Annotated in this window: 10 protein-coding genes; 3 read left to right on the top strand and 7 right to left on the bottom strand. The window is 34.6% G+C overall.

What is annotated here, in order from left to right:
* Window positions 1–232 precede the first annotated feature (232 nt).
* The 3 genes from FLACOL7796_RS04690 (at window position 233) to FLACOL7796_RS04680 (ending at window position 2335) form a co-directional block, all read left to right on the top strand.
* The gene (locus FLACOL7796_RS04690; protein ID WP_173969676.1) at window positions 233–631 is read left to right on the top strand and encodes a VOC family protein; all 399 of its coding nucleotides are present in this window, start codon (window positions 233–235) and stop codon (window positions 629–631) included.
* A 208-nt stretch (window positions 632–839) separates the two neighbouring features.
* The gene (locus FLACOL7796_RS04685; RefSeq protein ID WP_173969675.1) at window positions 840–2021 is read left to right on the top strand and encodes a hypothetical protein; all 1182 of its coding nucleotides are present in this window, start codon (window positions 840–842) and stop codon (window positions 2019–2021) included.
* Between the two features lie 137 nt (window positions 2022–2158).
* A complete protein-coding gene (locus tag FLACOL7796_RS04680) occupies window positions 2159–2335 on the top strand; it encodes a hypothetical protein (protein WP_173969674.1) in 177 nt (58 codons plus the stop codon).
* A gap of 62 nt (window positions 2336–2397) precedes the next feature.
* Here the strand turns inward: FLACOL7796_RS04680 and FLACOL7796_RS04675 are convergent, their stop codons facing one another.
* The 7 genes from FLACOL7796_RS04675 to FLACOL7796_RS04645 all read right to left on the bottom strand — a co-directional run bounded on the left by FLACOL7796_RS04675 (window position 2398) and on the right by FLACOL7796_RS04645 (window position 20019).
* Window positions 2398–4017 carry an ABC-F family ATP-binding cassette domain-containing protein gene (locus tag FLACOL7796_RS04675; protein WP_173969673.1) on the bottom strand — a complete coding sequence of 540 codons (1620 nt, stop codon included), beginning with the start codon at window positions 4015–4017 and terminating at the stop codon, window positions 2398–2400.
* Window positions 4018–4289: 272 nt separating this feature from the next.
* Complete coding sequence (locus tag FLACOL7796_RS04670; RefSeq protein ID WP_173969672.1) at window positions 4290–5063, bottom strand: TlpA family protein disulfide reductase; 774 nt, start codon at window positions 5061–5063, stop codon at window positions 4290–4292.
* 781 nt (window positions 5064–5844) lie between these two features.
* Window positions 5845–10593 (bottom strand): T9SS-translocated chitinase ChiA, encoded by a 4749-nt coding sequence (chiA, locus tag FLACOL7796_RS04665; RefSeq protein ID WP_173969671.1) that lies wholly within the window; start codon window positions 10591–10593, stop codon window positions 5845–5847.
* Between the two features lie 491 nt (window positions 10594–11084).
* Window positions 11085–13151, bottom strand: coding sequence for a beta-N-acetylhexosaminidase (locus FLACOL7796_RS04660; RefSeq protein WP_173969670.1), 2067 nt, complete (start codon window positions 13149–13151; stop codon window positions 11085–11087).
* Between the two features lie 158 nt (window positions 13152–13309).
* Window positions 13310–15247: a glucosamine-6-phosphate deaminase gene (gene nagB / locus FLACOL7796_RS04655; RefSeq protein WP_173969669.1), complete on the bottom strand. Its 1938-nt coding sequence runs from the start codon at window positions 15245–15247 to the stop codon at window positions 13310–13312.
* A 117-nt stretch (window positions 15248–15364) separates the two neighbouring features.
* Window positions 15365–16942: a RagB/SusD family nutrient uptake outer membrane protein gene (locus tag FLACOL7796_RS04650; protein WP_173969668.1), complete on the bottom strand. Its 1578-nt coding sequence runs from the start codon at window positions 16940–16942 to the stop codon at window positions 15365–15367.
* Between the two features lie 11 nt (window positions 16943–16953).
* Window positions 16954–20019, bottom strand: coding sequence for a SusC/RagA family TonB-linked outer membrane protein (locus FLACOL7796_RS04645; RefSeq protein ID WP_173969667.1), 3066 nt, complete (start codon window positions 20017–20019; stop codon window positions 16954–16956).
* Window positions 20020–20251: the final 232 nt, after the last annotated feature.

Raw genomic sequence — 20251 nt, 5'->3', positions numbered from 1 at the left:
GTATTTAGAACGCTAATTTTCAATTATTATCAGATAAATTTAGCAAACGTTATTAATCAAATAATAACCCATTTTCAGGAAATTGGTAAATCATTTATTTTATATATTTTTGAGGGTTTGTAGTACATTTAACCCTTTATTAAATCACTTGAGTGGATAAAATCTCATTAGAATAAGTGTTTAAAAAACAATTTTTTAATATTTTTCACCCATCAATTTAAAACCAAACAAGATGAAAGTAAAAGTCATAGGAATTCCTGTTCAGGATCAGGAAAAGGCATTACAATTTTATACTAAAAAATTGGGTTTTATAAAAAAACATGATGTGCCATTATGCGAAAACAATAGATGGTTAACGATAGTTTCTAAAGAGGAACCTGACGGAGTTGAAGTTTTATTAGAACCTTCACCGAATCATTTTGAGCCATCAAAAACATATCAAAAAGCATTGTTTGAAGCCGGAATTCCGTATACGCAATTTAATGTTGATAATCTTCAGGAAGAATACGAAAGGTTAATTCAGCTGGACGTTGAATTTAGCATGAAGCCAACTGAAATGGGAAATGTAAAAATTGCGATTTTAGATGATACATGCGGGAATAAAATTCAGTTGATTGAGATTATATCCTAATTTCTATTCATCATTATGATAGTCCCAGCGGGGTGATATATAGTAATTAAATGTCGCTCCGTTGGAGCATTTCTAACTAAGAATTAAATAATTTATTTTTTAAACCTATAATGATAAAACAATTAAAAAAAGGCGAGAGATCTGAAATGGTAAAAGATTTTAGCCGTGATTTGTTCCTTGATAATCTTCACAAAAAATATTCAATAAAATGAAAGAATACAAAATAGCTAAAGGCTGGGCCATTTTTATATACATTCTAGCTGCATTATTTATTATACCTTTCGTGTTTGTTTTATTTTTGCCCTTAATGCCCGGAATGGAAAATGAAGTAACTCCTGATTTATATTGGTTTTTAGCTCTAATGTCAATCGCGATAATTTCAATAGTGATTATTGCAGTAATTGATACTTATAAAGGGAAATTTGTAATCGATAAAAACAGAATATTTTCGGTTGGTGCTTTCTCTACAAAGGAATTAATGCTGAATGAAATTAAAGGATATAGAGTTACGGATAAATTCCTTTTTATCGAACCAAAAGATGAGAATAAAAAACGAATAAAAATAAGCACCTATTTCGCCCATACAAACGGAATCAAAGAATGGTTATCCACTAATTATTCTGATCTTGACGTACTTCAGGCCAAGATAGAAAAAGAAGAAATATTAAAAAATCAGGAATTTGGAATCAATACTCAAGAAAGGGAAGCAAATTTAGCAAAAGCTTTTCGAACTTCTAAATTCTTAAATTGGACTAGCGGATTAATTGCAGGCTGGACTTTATTTTTTCCAACTCCTTATGAATATGCCATTCTTGCATCGATCGCATTTCCAATTATTTGTCTGATAATTTTAAAATATTACAAAGGGTTAATTAGAGTAGATGAACAAAAAGCCAAAACATATCCTACTATTTTCTGGGCCATTTTTTCTTCTTCAATAGGACTTTCCCTCAGAGCTTTATTAGATTTTCATATTTATGATTATTCAAAAGTATGGCTTCCGTCAATTGTTATTCTCTTAACATATCTGACTGTTTTATATGTTGGAAATAAAGAATTTACAAAAAATGATTCTAAAGCCAATTTCACAATTTTAGGACTTGCCATTTTTATATATGCTTATAGTTACGGTGCAGTTGTAACATTAAACTGCGTATACGATAAGTCAGAACCTACATTATACAACGCCAGTGTCTTAAGTAAGCGCGTTACTACCGGCAAGACAACAACCTATTATATTGAGTTAACACCTTGGGGAACTGAGAAAGAAAATAAAGAAGTTTCTGTTCCAAAAGATTTATATAACAGATTAGAATATAACGAAAAAGTAACTATTTATTTTAAGAAAGGCCGATTTGAAATTCCCTGGTTTAAAGTAACAGAAAATTAAGCAATTAGGTGACAGCGCAAAATCATAGAACTTTTGAACCAAATTATATAACACATTTTTTTGTGGTTTGAAGTAATTTTAATCTACGATAATTAGAATAGTAGATTCTTTTTAAAACAACTAAAAACAGCAAAATCATGCAAAAGAACATTACACGTTTGTTAATGGTATTCGTAATACTATTTTCATTTACAAGTTGCGAAGTTATTGGAGACATTTTTAAAGCCGGAATGGGATTCGGGATCTTTATTGTAATTTTTATTGTTGCGATAATCATCTTTATATTCGCTAAACTTTTTGGTGGTAAAAAATAAGACATAAAAAAATCCCGTTCACTTTATGCGAACGGGATTTCTTTTTATCTAAAAGCTATGTTTTATTTAGCGTACATTTTTGTTCTTAATTCCTGAACTTTTTCGTCGTCAAGATATTCATCAAACGTCATGTAACGATCGATTGCTCCGTTTGGTGTAAGCTCTACTACTCTATTACCAACAGTTTGTGCAAATTCGTGGTCATGCGTGGTGAAAATTACAGATCCTTTGAAGTTTTTTAATGAGTTGTTGAAAGCTGTAATAGACTCCAAATCTAAGTGATTTGTTGGTTCGTCTAGCATTAAAATGTTAGCACGTTCCATCATCATTCTAGAAAGCATACAACGTACTTTTTCTCCTCCTGATAATACACGGCTTGTTTTTAAAGCTTCTTCTCCTGAGAAAATCATTTTCCCTAAGAATCCTCTAATAAATACTTCGTCACGCTCTTCTTCTGTTTTTGCGTATTGACGTAACCAGTCTACCAATGTTAAGTCGTTCTCGAAGAATGAATGGTTTTCAGCAGGTAAATAAGCCTGGTTGGTTGTAATTCCCCAATCGAAAGTTCCTGCATCTGCTTTTTGCTGATTGTTTAAGATTTCGTAGAAAGCTGTTGTAGCGCGTGAATCCTTAGAGAAAAGAACTATTTTATCGCCTTTTGCCATATTCAAATCAACACCTTTAAACAAAAGATCTCCATCTATAGATGCTGCTAAACCTTCTACATTCAAAATCTGATCTCCTGCTTCACGATCCTGATCAAAGATGATCGCTGGATAACGACGGCTAGATGGTTTGATTTCAGAGATATTTAATTTAGAAATCATTTTTTTACGAGATGTTGCTTGTTTTGATTTTGCAACGTTCGCGCTAAAACGACGAATAAATTCTTCTAATTCCTGTTTCTTTTCTTCAGCTTTTTTGTTTTGCTGAGCACGTTGTTTTGCTGCCAATTGGCTAGACTCGTACCAGAAAGTATAGTTTCCTGAATAGTGATTGATTTTTCCAAAATCGATATCAGAAATATGCGTACAAACGGCATCTAAAAAGTGACGGTCGTGAGATACAACGATTACGGTGTTTTCGTAGTTTGCTAAGAAATTTTCTAACCAGGCGATGGTTTCAAAATCCAGGTCGTTGGTAGGCTCATCCATAATAAGCAAATCAGGGTTTCCAAAAAGCGCTTGTGCCAAAAGGACACGTACTTTTATTTTTCCCTCAAGATCGCCCATTAATGTATAATGATGCTCTTCTGTAATTCCCAAGTTAGACAACATCGATGCGGCATCAGAATCAGCATTCCATCCGTTCATTTCTTCAAACTGAACCTGAAGTTCTCCAATTCTGTCTGCGTTTTTGTCGTTGTAGTCTAAATAAAGTTCATCCATTTCTTTTTTAACAGCGTACAAAACTTTATTTCCCATCAAAACAGTTTCCAAAACCGTATGCTCATCGAACATGTTGTGATTTTGGTTTAAAACCGACATACGTTTTCCTGGTTCTAAATGGATATGACCAGAAGTTGGATCGATGTCGCCCGAAATGATTTTTAGAAAAGTAGATTTTCCAGCACCATTGGCTCCAATAACTCCATAAATATTTCCGTGTGTGAATGTGGTATTTACTTCGTCAAACAAAATTCGTTTGCCAAATTGAACTGATAAATTATTGACTGTTAACATGAATGTCTTTTTAATTAATTTGGTGCAAAAGTAGTAAAAAAGGTTCAGAGTTGCAAAGGTGCTAAGGGACTAAGTTTTTTTACCTGATAGAGATTTTTCACGCAAAGGCGCAAAGAAAAGTAAGTTTGTTTGAAAATTTTCTACCATATAAGTTATATAAGTGCATTTAAACGAAACTTACTAACCTCAAAAGACGAAAAACTTTGCGTCTTTGCGTACAAATTTCACCAAACTTATAATATCTTATATCACTTATATGGTTTAAAAACAAACTACAACTTGCTTTCTTTCGCCAACGCTACTTCTAAACTTTCGAAATTAGGCAACACTTTTGCAATCATTCCTTCTTTGTTTATAATAAAATGTGTTGGGAATGAATTGAGTTGCAAAGCTTCGTTCATGTATTCTTTCATATTTGGAATAACCGAATAAGACAAGGGCTTTCTGGCTAAAAATGCTTTTAATTGTTCCGGTGAATCTTCGGCCAGACTTATGAAGAGAATATCTTTTCGGTCTTTATACTCTTCTGTTAGTTTATTTACTTGTGGAAATTCTCTTATGCATGGCGTGCAATGGATGTACCAACATTTGATCACAATGATTTTTCCTTTCATTGATTCGTTGGTAACTAAATTTCCATTTAAATCTTTAAATGAAAATAAAGGAAAAGCAGTTCCTTCCATCTTGTAGTTTTTTAGGGCGTCAAAACCTATCTGATTTATGGTGGCTTTTATACTGGTATCTGATTTTGGCTGAATTTTGAATAGTTTATAATAATAAACTGCATCGTCTGATTTTAATTGGATTGGGATGTAGTTTCCGTTGGCCAATTGATCCAGGAAAGATTTTTTTGAAATTTCTTTTGAATTTGAATCTAATGCTATAAAATCTCTTGAAAGCATGATTTTTTTGCTTTGATAGGCTGACCAATCTGCGTATGTTTTTTGAATTTGAATGGGATCGACTTCAGGATTTCCGAATTTATTTTGGGCGAAGGAAAAAGTGAAAAATAAAAATGTGATTATAATGATGATGGATTTCTTCATGAAGTTTTGATGCAATTATTCTAAAGTCAAAAGTACTTAAAATAGTTATTAATTTGAGTTTAATTGTGGAGAAATGGCACGCGGATGAGACGGATTCGCTATCGCGAAAACGCGGATTTGCAAAGATTTTTTTTGTTATTACGCTCATTTTAGTCATTGCGAGGAACGAAGCAATCTCATTTGCTAAATCAATTGTTAGCGTGGTTGCTTCGTTCCTCGCAATGACAATATTGTGGTTACGTTACTTTTCAAGGGATTAAAATCCCTCGCTACAAAATAAATCATTCCTTCGGAATTTTATAAAAAGTTCCGGACAAACAAAACATATTGTAGGAATGGATTTTAATCCATTCTACGCGATAATAATCGACAATCTTGTTCGAAATATTGGGTTTGCTTCGTTCCTCGCAATGACTTACATTATTTAATAAAATATTTCACGACACCGAATTTCCTAGCCCTGATAGAAGTGGAAATCCTTTTATTTTTTCTCTTTAAAAAATAAAAGATTGAAACGGATTGCTTCGCCAATTCGCACTTTCAGGCTCGGGTGCGGGATTAGCTCCTAAAAAATCATCATCTCTTTAATTCATTATAAAACAAAAAAAACCTGGCAATAAAAATTGCCAGGTTCATAATGCGCTACCCGAGGTAAAAACCAAATAACAAATTACCTCAATTCGCACATTTTTCGAAATAAAAACTGGATTAAAAAATAAATAACCAAACTCAATTTTAACCGTCCTAATTTTTTTATTTCTAAATTTTTATTCTTTTAATTCTAATTTAAAAAGTTCATTACTTTCAGTGATTTTTTGTTTCCTGCTCTGTCTGTTACTATAACTACAAATATTTGTTTTGTTGAAAAGCTATAATTTTGAAGCAGTACTTCTTTGTTATTCTGAATGTTTCTATGACTTATTAATAATTGTCCGATGGTATTGAAAACGTCTACCTGAGCGATATCCTGATCATCATTCGTAACTGATAATGCATCGTTTTTGAAATAAGCAACTGTGGCATTATTTGCTTCGATAGGAGCTACTGACAGTTGTTTTGCTGTTGATTGTGAAGCGAAATAAGCGGCATAGGCTTTAGACAATTCAGATGAATTACCACAAGAAGATGCATCCCAGTTTACAGACCAGGTCATTAAACCTCTTAAAGAAGGATATGGTCCACCTGGCTGCATAGTGTATGTTCTTCCTGCAAAAGTGGTTCCGGTTCTTAGATAATTCATAGCACTAATTCCTTCTGCCGGTGTTAAATAACCGCTACCTGCTGCGCTTGGACAAGCTGGTAATGCAATAAGAACTTTTGAGGCCGGTAAACCATCAAAATGCATTCCTGTTGTACCAATGTTATATCCTTTTATCACCATATCGGTTAGGGCTGTTACCATGTTTGCTTTCTTGGCTGTACCATAATATTGACCATCTAATCCGTTTTCTCCTCCTGTATTATACAATTGTACGGCTAGCAAATCTAATTCGTTACGCAAGTTTTGAATGATTGGCACAAACGAACCAAAAGTATCGTTATAGGTAGAATATCCTCCTTGTACGTATTGTGTTTCAGGAGCTGCAGTTAATAAAAATCCAGGGCCATAATACGCTTTTAATTCTTTGAAAGCATCTACTACGTTTTTTAATCTTGGATAAGCAGAAATACCCGCATACGAGATATCTCTTAAACCTCCTGCATTAAAATTCATCGATCCTCCTTCAAAATCAATATCAACTCCATCAAATTGATACTCGTCGATAATTGCTTTTAGACCGTTAACAAAAATATTTTTTTGAGTTACATTGTCTAAAACAACATGTCCATTTTGACCTCCGATAGAAACAATAACAGGAACACCACTATCTCTTAAGGATTTTATATCATTTTTCAACAATTGCTTATTGAAAACTCCATTTGTCAAATATCTGGTGTCATTTGTAGTTAATACTGGTGTATAACCATCGCGATTAACGGTCTCTACGAAAGAATAATCGACTACGTTAAACTTACTTCCTACCATTTGAGAGAAATATAAAAACGGAGCGCCGGTATTTTCCCAAGAATGCGCATATCCTAAAATAATTTTAGATGGAAGCGGGATAAATCTATTAGTTCCTACCGGAGCAATTTTAATGGTATTGTTTAATGTAGTTACACCAGATTGATTATCGGTTGCTTTGATTACAACTGGATAATCCTGATAAGCAGCTGGTGTAAAATTATACGTATAAGTATTATTTGTACCTGCGGTCATGTTAAATGTACCTCCATTTATGGTGATGGTAACACCTGTAACTGATCCGTTACTATCAACAGCTGTAACTGAAATTGGCACAATCTGGAAAGAATTCTGATATACAGTAGTATTCGAAGGTGAATTCCAAGTAATTACAGGTAATGAATTAGGGCAGTTTGCACCTGAACAACTTAATGTAAAACTATATGTTTTTGAATCTGTTGTTCCGTTTGATGCAGTAGCCGTAACAGTTAACGTATGAGATACTCCAAACTGATTTGCTGCTGGTGTCCAAACCGATGTATAAGTTCCTGAAGAATTGGTAGCACTCAAACTTTGTCCATCTAAACTAAATACAACAGATGAAATTGTAGTGGCATCAGCAGCACTTAATGCAACACTTGCAACAAAATTAATCGCTGATCCTAAATTTATAGCTATCGCCGAAGCTGTTGGTGCTGTAATGGTAACTACTGGTTTAGTCGCAACCACCGCTTGTCTATTAAAATCATAAATCGTTGGAGCTGTTGGCATTGCAAAGTTGGCTAAGTTATTGGGATAATAAGTCACATCACCATTTTCCCAACCATTTAATTTTAAACTTAAAACCTGTGTATAACCTGCTACAACTGAATTATCAAAACTATAATTTCCTGATGCATCTGTTGTGGCAATAACACTTTTCCATGGATGTGTATTATCTGTCCAAGGCACCACCAATTCTACTTTTGCTCCTGCAACCGGGGTTGTTCCGTTTTTTACTGAACCACTAATTAGGTTGGTAACAGCCAATGCTGCTACTTTTGCTGTAGAACCGGTACTAAAGTTATAAATTGTTGGGTTTGCCGGAACTGGGAAATTTGCCAGATTATTTGGTAAATAAACTACTTCTCCGTTTTCCCAGGTATTTAGTTTTAAGCTGGTAATTGTTGTATATCCTGCAACAACGGCATTGTCAAAATTATATTTACCTTGTGCATCTGTGATGGCGATAACACTTTTCCATGGATGTGTATTATCTGTCCAAGGTAAAACGATTTCTACTTTTGCACCCGAAACAAAATTGGCTCCGTTTTTAACGGTTCCGCTAATTTTATTTGTTGGCGTTACCACAACATCCTGAGTAAGGTTTAATGTTTTATTGGCATTCAAATTAGAATAAACTGTTGATGCCGGAGTAAACGTTTGTCCTGTTAAAGCTGCCGTTATCGTATAATTTCCTCCTGAAGGTAAACTTAGCGAGTACGCTCCGCTTGCGTTTGTAACTGCTACATAACTTCCTCCTGTAAAAGAAGCCGTAACGTTTACGCCAGAAACCGGAGTTGTATTACTTAAAACAGTTCCGCTTACCGTATAATTAACAATTGGCGCGCCCTGAACAAAGTTCAAGGTTTTGTTGGCATCAATTGCATTATAAACTGTAGAAGCCGGTGTGTATGAGAATCCTGATTTTGCAGCTGTAACTGTAAAATTAAGTCCTGCTGTTAAACCTGCAACGCTATATACTCCGCTTGCATTCGAAACGGCTGTTAAAACTGTTGTTCCTGATGTTGCTGAAACTGTTACGCCAGAAACTGGAGTTGTTCCGTCAAGAACTGTTCCGCCAACGGTATAAGTTGGTTGAGATCCGTTTATGATTACAGCGGTTTGATTTACTGTAACATTATTTAACGTTACCGGAACAAAAGTATAAGACGCTTTTAAAGCTGTAAGTGTATAATTTTGTCCGGAAGTCAGGTTATTAAATGTAAAATTTCCGCCAGTAGAAACTACTGTTTGCAATACTACATTGCTTGCATTACGCAATTCTACAGTAACATCCGGAACTAAAGCTGCTCCGTTTTTTACAGAACCTGCAATACTCACTGTTCCCGGAACTACGCTTCCAAATGAAGTATCAACCTGAGTCAGTAATGAATTAGGAACAGAGCCTCTGGTGTCCTGAGATAATTCCCAAACCATACCTCCTGCAAGATTTTTCGATTTGATGTACTGCACTTTTAAATCCATAGATTGTTTATCTTCATAAGAAATAAACTGTTTTAAAGTGGCATTGTATAAATAAGGAACTTTTGTTGTGTTATCGAAATAACGTACCCATCCTGCTGAAGCTGCACTTGGAGTCACTAACATCGTATTTGGATCTAAGTATGCATGAGAATTCGTTACCGGATTCCCTACTAAATCGCAAATTTCGATACTTCCTGAACGTTCGCAGGCTCCTGCTCCATCCCAGGTTCCGATAGGATTTTGTGGATTGGTACATCCCGGAACTATATCTCTTGGAGCTGAAACGAATAATCCCGGTAAATTAGGATTGGTTCCGTTATTGGCGACATGATCAAATTTCTTTCCGTAGAAAGGTAATCCCATGATTAATTTATTGGCAGGAAAACCAACAACATTTAGATATTGATTCGTTAATTCGTCTAATGATTCTGATTGTGCTGCGCCATATAACGGATCGTTTGTGTTTCCGCTTGCGTATAGAGGGGCATTGTAGCATGTTTTATCATACCAATTTCCGCCAAAATCATAGCCAAAATAGGTAATGTAATCACAATAAGTCGAAATGTCTTCTGTCATTCCGTATTGTGTTCTGTTGTTTGGTCCTAAGTATTGTTTGGATACATTTCGAACATTGTTTCCGGCAGCAATAGTAACTAGTTTGTTTGGCATTGCCTGACGCATTGCTTTCAATAAATAAACTAAATTTTTGTTGTCGTCCGGGCTGTACTTTTGCGGAGGAATTGGTGCTCCGTTGATTACTTCAGTACCATCTGTTCCTCCAGAAAGAGGATATTCCCAATCGATGTCGAAACCATCAATAAAGGGATATTTGGTAATAAAGTTTGCCATGTCTGCAGCCAACGCGGCTCTTGCAACAGGGCTTGCTGCAATTGGAGAAAGATCCTGACCTTTAGTCCAACCTCCAACAGAGATTAAAACTTTCAAATGCGGGTACTTTTGCTGAAGCTTCATTAAGTCATAAAAGTTACCTTTGACCGGAGCATCCCAAGGGATTCCGCCTTCCATATGCTCAAAATCAGCATAACTATCCAAACATAATAGTTTGGTATTCTCCGGATGCGCAGGATCAAAAGTTGTCCCATAAAAAGAATAATTCAAATGCGTCAATTTACTTCCGTCGATCTTGGGGATATTAAAATCCCTGGCATAGATAGACCATTGCGCATAATACCCTACTACCTTTTTTCCGTGAGCTGGTTGGGCTAACGCGAGTAAGGGAAACAGTAACAAAAAAAGCAATCTGTAATAATGTTTCATAATTAAGTTAATATTGGTTAATAGAAAAAAAATAAATATTCCAATTACAGTTCGTTGTGCGCCAAAAACGGCACATAAAAAACCATAACCGGGTTTCAATAAATTGCAAATAGAAAACATTGCAACTCAGTGGAATTAATTCATATTACTTCTAAAAATAAATACTACTATTACCGATTTTCCATAATCATTAGTGATAGCACTGATTGATATTTATTTAAATCAAAAAAAAATTAGGTTAGCAAATGATAAATTTGGGGTTCATCAATTTTAATACTTACTTGTTTGTCATGTTTCTGCTTTATTCTGTTTTATTTGGTATTAAATGTTAATAATGCTTATTTGGTTACTATATTTTTATTTGATTTAATGTCTTTGATCTAGTTGCTTTTACCATATTCACCTCTACCAGAAATGTCTGGTAGAGATAAATAAATTACTAAATAATCATGGTAACAAAACTTACTAAATACTAACTCAAACCAAACTCTTTAAATTAATTTTTTAAGACTTGCATATACTGATAACTCAACATCTGCGTGATCTTTTGAATTACATTGTTCGATTAAACTTTTTAGATCATCTGCTTTTAGAGTTGATTTATTATCTAATACCAACAATAATTCCTGCGATGCATCTGTTAGTTTTTTAGACAAAGGCAAAATTGGCTGTACCAAAGGTGCATTGGCACTCAAAGCAACTAACTCTTTGTTTAGTGCGATCCATTTATTAAAAAATGCCGCTACTTTTGCTTTATTTTCTGGTGTTTTATTTGCCAGATATTGCGCTACTGCATCATCAAAAGCTAAAGAATCTTTGGCATCCGCACCACAAGCATCTGCAAAAAGTGTAAACGGAGAATACATTTGATATTCTGTTCCGCCTTTATTACGTGTATATCCTTTTAATGGCTCACAAACATTCGAAAATTCATATAATGATGCAATATTTTGATCGTTTGTGATGTTTCTTAAAATCACATCTTTATTGCGAATGTGTGTTATTCCTAATTCTTCTAATCTAAAAGAAACTACATCCAGACGTTTGCGCATATTGGCTACATCTGTAATATCTTCTGCTGACCAAAGTCTTTCTGCAATTGCAGCCGTTCTTGGCCAAAGTCTTGAATCGATTGTTGTTGGAGTTACAAGTTCTGTCCACATTGTCGCTTCTCCTCCTAGTATTCTGGCTTTTTCTTCGGCTGTAAGATTTGCTCCTTTTGGCATTGGGTCATTCAGGTAATGGCTTGCAATTGGATACATTAAATCGATATAATATCCGTTTGATAAAACTGTTTTATAGCCTTTTTTTACTGCATCAACCAATGACTGACCTGCAATAACGCCTTCGTTAGGCCCTCTCCAGGAGTGAATAATAGCATCTTTTGACATGTTTTTTGTCAAAATTTCTTCCCATCCCATTAATTGTTTACCATGTTTTTTAAGCATTGGCACTAATTGCATGGTAAAATAAGTTTGCAATTCATGATTGTTTGCTAACTTGTTTTTCTTCATGAATTCCTGAATCTTTGGGTTTGCATCCCAGTCTTTACCTTCGTTTTCATCTCCCCCGATATGAAAATAAGCGCCTGGGAATAATGGACAAACCTCATCAAAAATTTCACTTAATAATTGATATGTTTTAGGATTTGAAGGATCTAATGTTGGTGAAAAAATACCAGCATTTCTTTCAATTCCATAGGTAGTGATTGCTGTACCTTGAATATTTTTTTCAGAAGTTCCACCTGTCAATGTAATCACTTTGCTTCCTATTTCCGGGTAAGCCGTAAGTATTGCAGATCCGTGACCTGGAACATCTATTTCCGGAACTACCAAAATACCGCGCTCATCGGCGTATTTTACGATATTTTTGATTTCCTCTTGTGTGTAATACATTCCATCTGAAGCTACATCAATTAGCTTGCGATGTTTTTTCATTTCGATTCTCCAACCCTGATCGTCTACTAAATGCCAGTGAAAAACGTTCATTTTCATAGCAGCCAATGCATCGATATTTCTTTTGATCACATCAACCGGCTGAAAATGTCTCGAAACATCAATCATTAAACCTCTCCAGGTAAATCTGGGAAAATCTGAAATTTTAGAGCTTGGAAAATAAAATGAGTTGTTATTATTCTGCAACATTTGTAACAACGTTTCAAGACCATGTAATACTCCTAAATCGTTGGTTGCATTTATTGTAATCTGGTTTTGTTTGATATCTAAATGATAACTTTCGTCTTCGTACAAACCAATTTTTCCGCTTTTAGTACAATTGATTTGAAGTGAAGCGTTAGGAACTTCATTTAATTTCGTAATAAAACCCTGTTCGAAAAATATACCGGTTCTACCATCTAAGCGACGTAAAAAACGAGTCACTCCACTAAAAATTCGAGGATTAGGGTTTCCGGTAATGTTTACTTTAAAATTTTTATTTAAAGCAAAATTTCCGTCGTTTACAACAACACTCTGAGGCCAGGGCATAAGATTTAGCTGCTCTTTTTTGATTTGAGCACTAGAAGTTACACCTGCTAATAGTAGGACTAATAAATATTTCATTTTTTACTGTTTTTGAAAAAGATGTTATCCGCAGATAACAGTATTAAATAAATAAGAAACAAGACTCAGAATGATCTCTTTGAATCCTCACTTTCCTTATGAGATCAATCTGAATTTTGTAATGTGATCCGCTCTCACCCGAATCTTAAATTGTTATTCTAGTAATCAAAACGTTTAAAGGCTTCGATTGCTTCGTATTCTGCCAATCCTAAATCATCGTATAGAATTGCTGTATTTTTGTTACGGTCTTCGGCTCTCACCCAGAATTCTCGAGAATCGTTTCCTTGAAACATTACTCTGTCTTTTTGAGATTGATGGTATAAAATTGCATGACGTTTTAATAATACTTCTGATGGAGAAAGCGGAACGGCCATGTCGATTTCGTGAATGTCCCATTCGTGCCAAGCTCCTCTGTACAACCACAACCAGCAATCATCCATGTATTTTTCTGGTTTTAATTCTTTTAAAGCTGCAAAAATCGCGTTCAGACAAACTTCATGCGTTCCGTGTGGATCTGCCAAATCTCCTGCTGCAAAAACCTGATGTGGTTTTATTTTGGCAATGATATCTTTTACAATTGCAATATCTTCAGCGCCTAACGGATTCTTTTTTACCTGTCCTGTTTCGTAAAAAGGAAGATCTAAAAAGTGTGTATTTTCATCTTTTAAACCAATGTATCTTGTAGCAGCATAAGATTCTCTTCTTCTGATTAGTCCTTTCAATTTTCGAACTTCAAGAGAATCAATTTCGTTTTCTGATTTATGGTTTAAAAATTCAATTACAGATTTAAAGTTAATGCCTGCACCTGCTTCACCAACAAAATCTTTGGCAACCTCAGCAAATTTTAAGGCTTCGTCGTCTGTAACAGCTATATTTCCGGAGGTTTGATATACTACATGCACATCATGACCTTGTTTTATCAATTTTGAAAAAGTTCCTCCCATAGAAATCACATCATCATCCGGATGTGGACTAAAAAGAATCACTCGTTTTTTTGCCGGATTGGCTCTTTCCGGACGATGCGAATCGTCGGTATTGGGTTTTCCACCTGGCCATCCCGTGATGGTATGCTGCAATACGTTGAACATGTTGATGTTCAAATCATAAGCAGAACCTTCTTGTGCCAAAAGATCAGACATTCCATTATTGTTGTAATCCCTGTCTGTTAATTTTAATATCGCTTGTTTCGTTTTTTGGCACAACCAAACAATCGCTTTGCTTTTTAATTCTTGTGTCCAGATGCATTCTCCTACCAACCAAGGCGTTTTAAAACGGGTTAATTCAGATGCTGCAGACTGGTCTAATACGAAAGTCGCATTCGCATGGTTTTGTAAAAATGTAGCCGGAACTTCTGAACTGATATCTCCCTGAATAGTTCTCTTGATGATATCGGCTTTGTTTTGTCCCCAAGCCATAAGTACGATTCTTTTTGATCTCAAAATGGTAGAAACTCCCATCGTGATCGCTCTTTTAGGAACGTTATCGATACCATTAAAATCTGATGAAGCATCGACTCTTGTAATGTGATCCAGTGTAATAATTCTGGTTCCTGAATTAACGTGTGATCCCGGTTCATTGAAACCTACGTGACCTGTACGACCAATTCCTAATAATTGAAAATCAAGACCTCCAGCATTTTTAATATTCATTTCGTAATCAATACAATATTGATTTAATTCATCAATATGTACGGTTCCGTCCGGAATATTAACATTATCAGGGTTGATGTCAATATGATTAAAAAGATGCTGGTGCATGAAATAATGATAGCTCTGATTGTTCTCTTTGCTCATTGGATAATATTCATCCAAATTGAAAGTAATTACATTGCTAAAGCTCAAGCCTTCTTCTTTGTGCATTCTCACTAATTCTTCGTAAACTTTGATAGGAGAAGAACCTGTTGCTAAACCCAATACACAAGACTTTCCTTTTTCTTGTTTAGATCTAATTAATTGCGCAATTTCCTGCGCCACAATTACAGAAGCTTCAGCTGAATTTTTGAAGATTTCGTTGTGGATTTTCTCAAATCGAGTTTCTTCAAATTTCCCCGCACTTTTATAACTGATATCAGGTTTTATTTCTAAAGCACTTTTCATTTCTTTTTCTTTTTTTGCTATTTACAATTTTGGTTTATGAAATGGTATAAGCAACTCGCATTGCTTATACCATTTACCAACCAAACTTAAATTCTTATAGTTCTTTGATATTTTATTTTAGAAATTTGGAGCATCAACATCCCACCAAGTTCTTGTTCCTCCATTATCAGGACCACCAAGTTTTGCAAGACCTGTTGCTATTCCTCCAGGATTCCCATCTTTTTCAGTAGAAACAAAAGGCATTCTTCTTACACCAAGTTCAGTACTAATTAAACCAGCACTTTGATTGTTAAGAATTGGCAATAATTTAGGGTAACCTGTTCTACGGTGATCTGTCCAGGCTTCGTAACCATCAGGGAAATTCGCAATCCATTTTTGAGTAATGATTTTTTGCAATTTCACTTCGTTAGTAGCTGTTTCATCCCAGGCAACAGTAACTTTATTTACAGCTGGACCGCTATTAAATGGAGCTGCCGGATCTACATAATCTTTAGCCATTTTTACATTATCAGCGATATAATCAGCAACACCTCCAGCAGAAAGCTGTTCAAAAGATGCAGCAATACCAGCTTTATACAATGTTGCTGCATCACCGCCCATATTCCAGCCTCTTAATGCACCTTCTGCTCTTAGGAAATAAATTTCAGCAGTATTTAACCAAACTACCTGCTTGTCTTTTTCTATGATTTTACCAAAGTTTGAAAAGTTCTGGTGTACCGATTTATCTCCCATAATTCCACCAGTACGAATTCCTTTATATTCTCCAGGATATTTAACAGATGTCTTAAAGTAAGAAGTCATTCTAGGATCGTTATAACCTCCCATGATAGATTCCATATCTGCAGACATACGGCTGTCGTTATACTCATAAGAAGAAACTTTAAGAGGGTGTTGTGATACTTTTTTAAATAAAATAAAAGTATCATCAGCTTTTGTCATCACACCAAATTTTTGAGTCATCGCTTTTTCAGCCTCTGACTTAGCTAATGCTGGTTTAACTTTTACAATGTGCATTGCCAATCTTAAACGTAATGAGTTGGCATATATAACCCATTTTTTATAATCTCCTTCATATGTTGAACGATCTATATTTGTAAAAGAACTTTTCTCTCCGGCATCAATTCTTTTTGTTAGTTCTGCTACGGCATAATCTAAGTCTTCAAACATAAAACCATAAGCTTCTTCCTGAGAATCATATGCAATTGTTGCATCAGTAGTACCAAATTTTGAGTACACTATTGGTCCCCAGGCATCTGCCATTTTATGCAAAGTTTGTACTTTAATAATCTTAGCAAGAGCATAAAACTCATCGTACTTACCTTTAGATTCTCTTTCTACTTTATAGAAATTTGCCATAACTTGTGCATAAGCAGCTTCCCAGCACCAAATATTCCAGTTATCAGAAATTGCATACGAAAGGTTATTAGCTCCATCAAAACCCGGAGCAGCGGTGTATCCTCCCCAGTTATTTGCAGATAAGTCATTCGCTACCTGATATTTCCAACCCGGAACATTTACCATTACGTTATCGAACATGGTTTTAAAAGGACCATTAATATGATTAAAGTCCTGTGTTGTTTCCTCATAAGTAAAACCATCAGGATTACTATTAACCTCCTCAAAATTATCTGTACAACCCACTAAGGCTAAAAGACCAAAACAGATTAATGATTTTTTTATATTATTTGTTTTCATGATATTTTAAATTAGAAAGTTACATTTAAATTAAGACCAATACTTCTAGTTGATGGTAAACCATAAATATCAACTCCTTGTAAACCTTGACCTGTACTTAAAGCAATGTTTGGATCAAATGGTGCATCTTTATAAATGAAGAATAAGTTTCTTGCGATCAATGATAAAGTTGCTGTATTAACAAATGGTAATGTTTTTCTATTGAAAGTATAACCAAGTGAAACCTCTCTTAAACTTACGTTTGTAGCACTATATACATATTCAGCTGTAGCACCATTAACCCCGGCAACTGTAGTATAATATTGCTCAGCAGGCATAGAAGTTACTTTTGTACCATCAGGCTTCACTGCATTTACAGCAACACCACCTGCATTTCTAGCATCTCCACTTCTTTTTGATACTCCGTAAAAATCATTCATAGATTCTGTAATACTCATTACATCACCACCAAAACGTCCGTCTATTAAGAAGTTTGCTGTAAAAGCTCCAAATTTAAATGTGTTTGACCATCCTAACATAAAATCAGGATTTGCATTACCTACTTCGCGCAATCCAGCTTCTAACGCTACATTTCCTTTACTATCTAAAACAATTTCTCCCTGATCGTTTTTAACAATATGTTTTCCTTCAATAACTCCAAATGGTTTTCCTTCAGTTAAAACATATCTGTAATTGATATTGTTTACAGGAGTCAATGGAATTGTACCTCCTAATTCCTCAGGAATTTCTTTAACTTTATTTCTGTTTTGAGAATAGTTGATTGTTGTATCCCATGAAAATTTGTCCCCAGCAATGATTTTTCCGGTAAGAACAACCTCAAAACCTTTGTTTTCGATACTTCCTGCATTAATTCCGTAATTCGTATAACCGTAAGGATTTGTTGCAGGTGCAGGAATCTGAATGTATTGATTTTTAGTTTCTGAATTATAGTAAGAGATTTCAAAACCTAATCTGTTATTAAACATTCTCCACTCAGTACCAAATTCAAATTCTGATTTTAGTTCTGGTTTTAATCCATCACCTGGTCTTGGTCCTACCGTAGGAGGAATAAGGTTACCTCCTTGAACAGTTGATTTCGGTGAAGTTACAAAAGCAGAAACGTCATTACCCACTTGAGCATATGTTCCTCTTACTTTACCAAAGTTAATCCAGTCTGGCATAGTAGTCATCTCGCTTAAAAGAGCAGTAACCCCTACAGATGGATAAAAATATGACCCTGTATCTGTATTTACTAAAGTAGAAGACCAGTCGTTACGACCTGTAACATCTAAATACAACATGTTTTTATAACCAAAAGTTGCAGATGCAAAAATCGACTGAACTTCTCTAGAAGAACCTGTAGCCTGAAGACTTAAATTATCTAATCCTGATGCTTCTCCAAAATTTCCTAATGTAAACAAGTTAGCGTTAACAAGTCCGCCAACAATACCAGAATCTAAAGTAGTCGATTGATTTGCTAATGTATTATTGATACTTGCTCCTACGATAGCATTAAAGCTAAAATCTTCGTTGAAATTAGTATTAATTTTAGCAATCAAATCTCCGTAACGTTGTGTGCTTAATGTAGCAACGTTTATATATCTACCGTTTATATTAGATAAAGAAGTATTGGTTGTAGCATAAATCTTTTTATCATAATCGTTTTCAACTCTATTATAGCTATATCTTGCAGCAATGCTTAACCAGTTGTTTGCTTTGTAGTCTAAAGCTATATTTCCGTTGAAGAAATTATCTTTATCAATAGATTTGTTTCTATTAATTAACCAATAAGGATTTTGAACATAAATATCAGCATCTGGTGCGCTGTAAAAGTTTTGACCATATAGGTTTCTAGAAGGAATAAATGATTCGAAATTATCTTTATAATAATTAAAATCATTTCCTCTTTGGAACAAATAAACTCCCGTTAATGGGTTTGAGTAAAGTCCATTTACAGGTCTGTTATCGATAGTTTGACTTGTATATTTTGCATCAGCTGAAACAGTTAATTTATTATCAAAAAATTTCGATGTCTGACGAATTCCAAAGTTATTTTTCTTTAATCCATTACCTTCAATAATTCCTGAAGCAGAAGTATTAGCATAAGATAAACTTGTAGTAGAAATATCTGTTCCAGTTGTAAAAGCTGCCGAAGTAATTTGTGTAACTCCTGTATTGAAAAAGTCTTTTTCAAAATCATTTGACTGCACTTTTCCTCCCCAAGATTTTTGAGCATTTGCAGTTCCATATTCATGCTGGAATTTTGGCAAAGAATGCACAGATTCAAAAGTAGTAACAGAAGAAACTGCTAAATTTGATGTGTTTTCTTTATTCTTTTTAGAAGAAAGCAAAATAACACCATTTGCTCCCTGAGATCCGTAAAGTACAGAAGCTGCTGCACCTTTAAGTACTGTCATTCCTTCGTAGTCGTCTGGATTAATCAAAGAAACAACATCTCCTCCATCACGGTTACCTCCGGCAGTACTACCAAATGAATCGTTTGATGCATTATAATTACCCTGCTGATTTGAAGTACCATTATATAAAGGAATACCATCAATAACGTAAAGTGGCTGGCTATTCATAATAGAAGAGTTACCACGGATAAGTACCTTAGTAGATCCTCCAGTACCACCAGAACTTTTTGTTACAGCAACACCGGCAACTTTTCCAGCAATTGTATTGATAACGTTGGCATCTTTTACACGAGTTAATTCCTCTCCTTTAAGTTCCTGAGCTGAATAAGTTAAAGATTTTCTAGTTTTCTTAAGACCTAATGAAGTTACAACAACTTCAGTAAGAGCATTTGATGCTGCAGGAACCATCTTTACATTAATTGTAGCTGCGTCTCCTACAACTATTTTTTGTGTTTCAAGACCTACATAAGTAAAAACTAAAGTCTGTCCTTTTTGCACTTCTACTGTATACAAACCATCAAAATCGGTAGTAGCACCTTTTTGACCTCCTTGTACTGCAACAGATGCCCCTGGCAACGGCAACCCATCAGAATCTGTAATCACACCTTTGACACTCTTTACTTGTGCAAGCGAAACCTGCGCCGTAAAAACAATCATAAAGATTAAGAAAATTTTTTTCATGTTTATTTATTTTGTTAGTTATGGTGTAAATTTATTCTTAAGGGATTGTTAAAAAAAATAATTTATACAAACAGCTATAAATTTTAAACCAACGACATAAATCAATCAATAATCCGTTTCACGAAAACGTTTTCAAATTAAAATATAAACTGTAATTGATCTATTTATTAATGTTTTATGCAGATATTTTACTTATTTACTAAAAATTCGTCATTTATAATAAAAACCTAAT

It is taken from the genome of Flavobacterium bizetiae (assembly GCF_902804475.1).
GTDB lineage: Bacteria > Bacteroidota > Bacteroidia > Flavobacteriales > Flavobacteriaceae > Flavobacterium > Flavobacterium bizetiae.
Note: the sequence above shows the minus strand (reverse complement) of the source record. Positions and strands in the feature narration are given on the sequence as shown.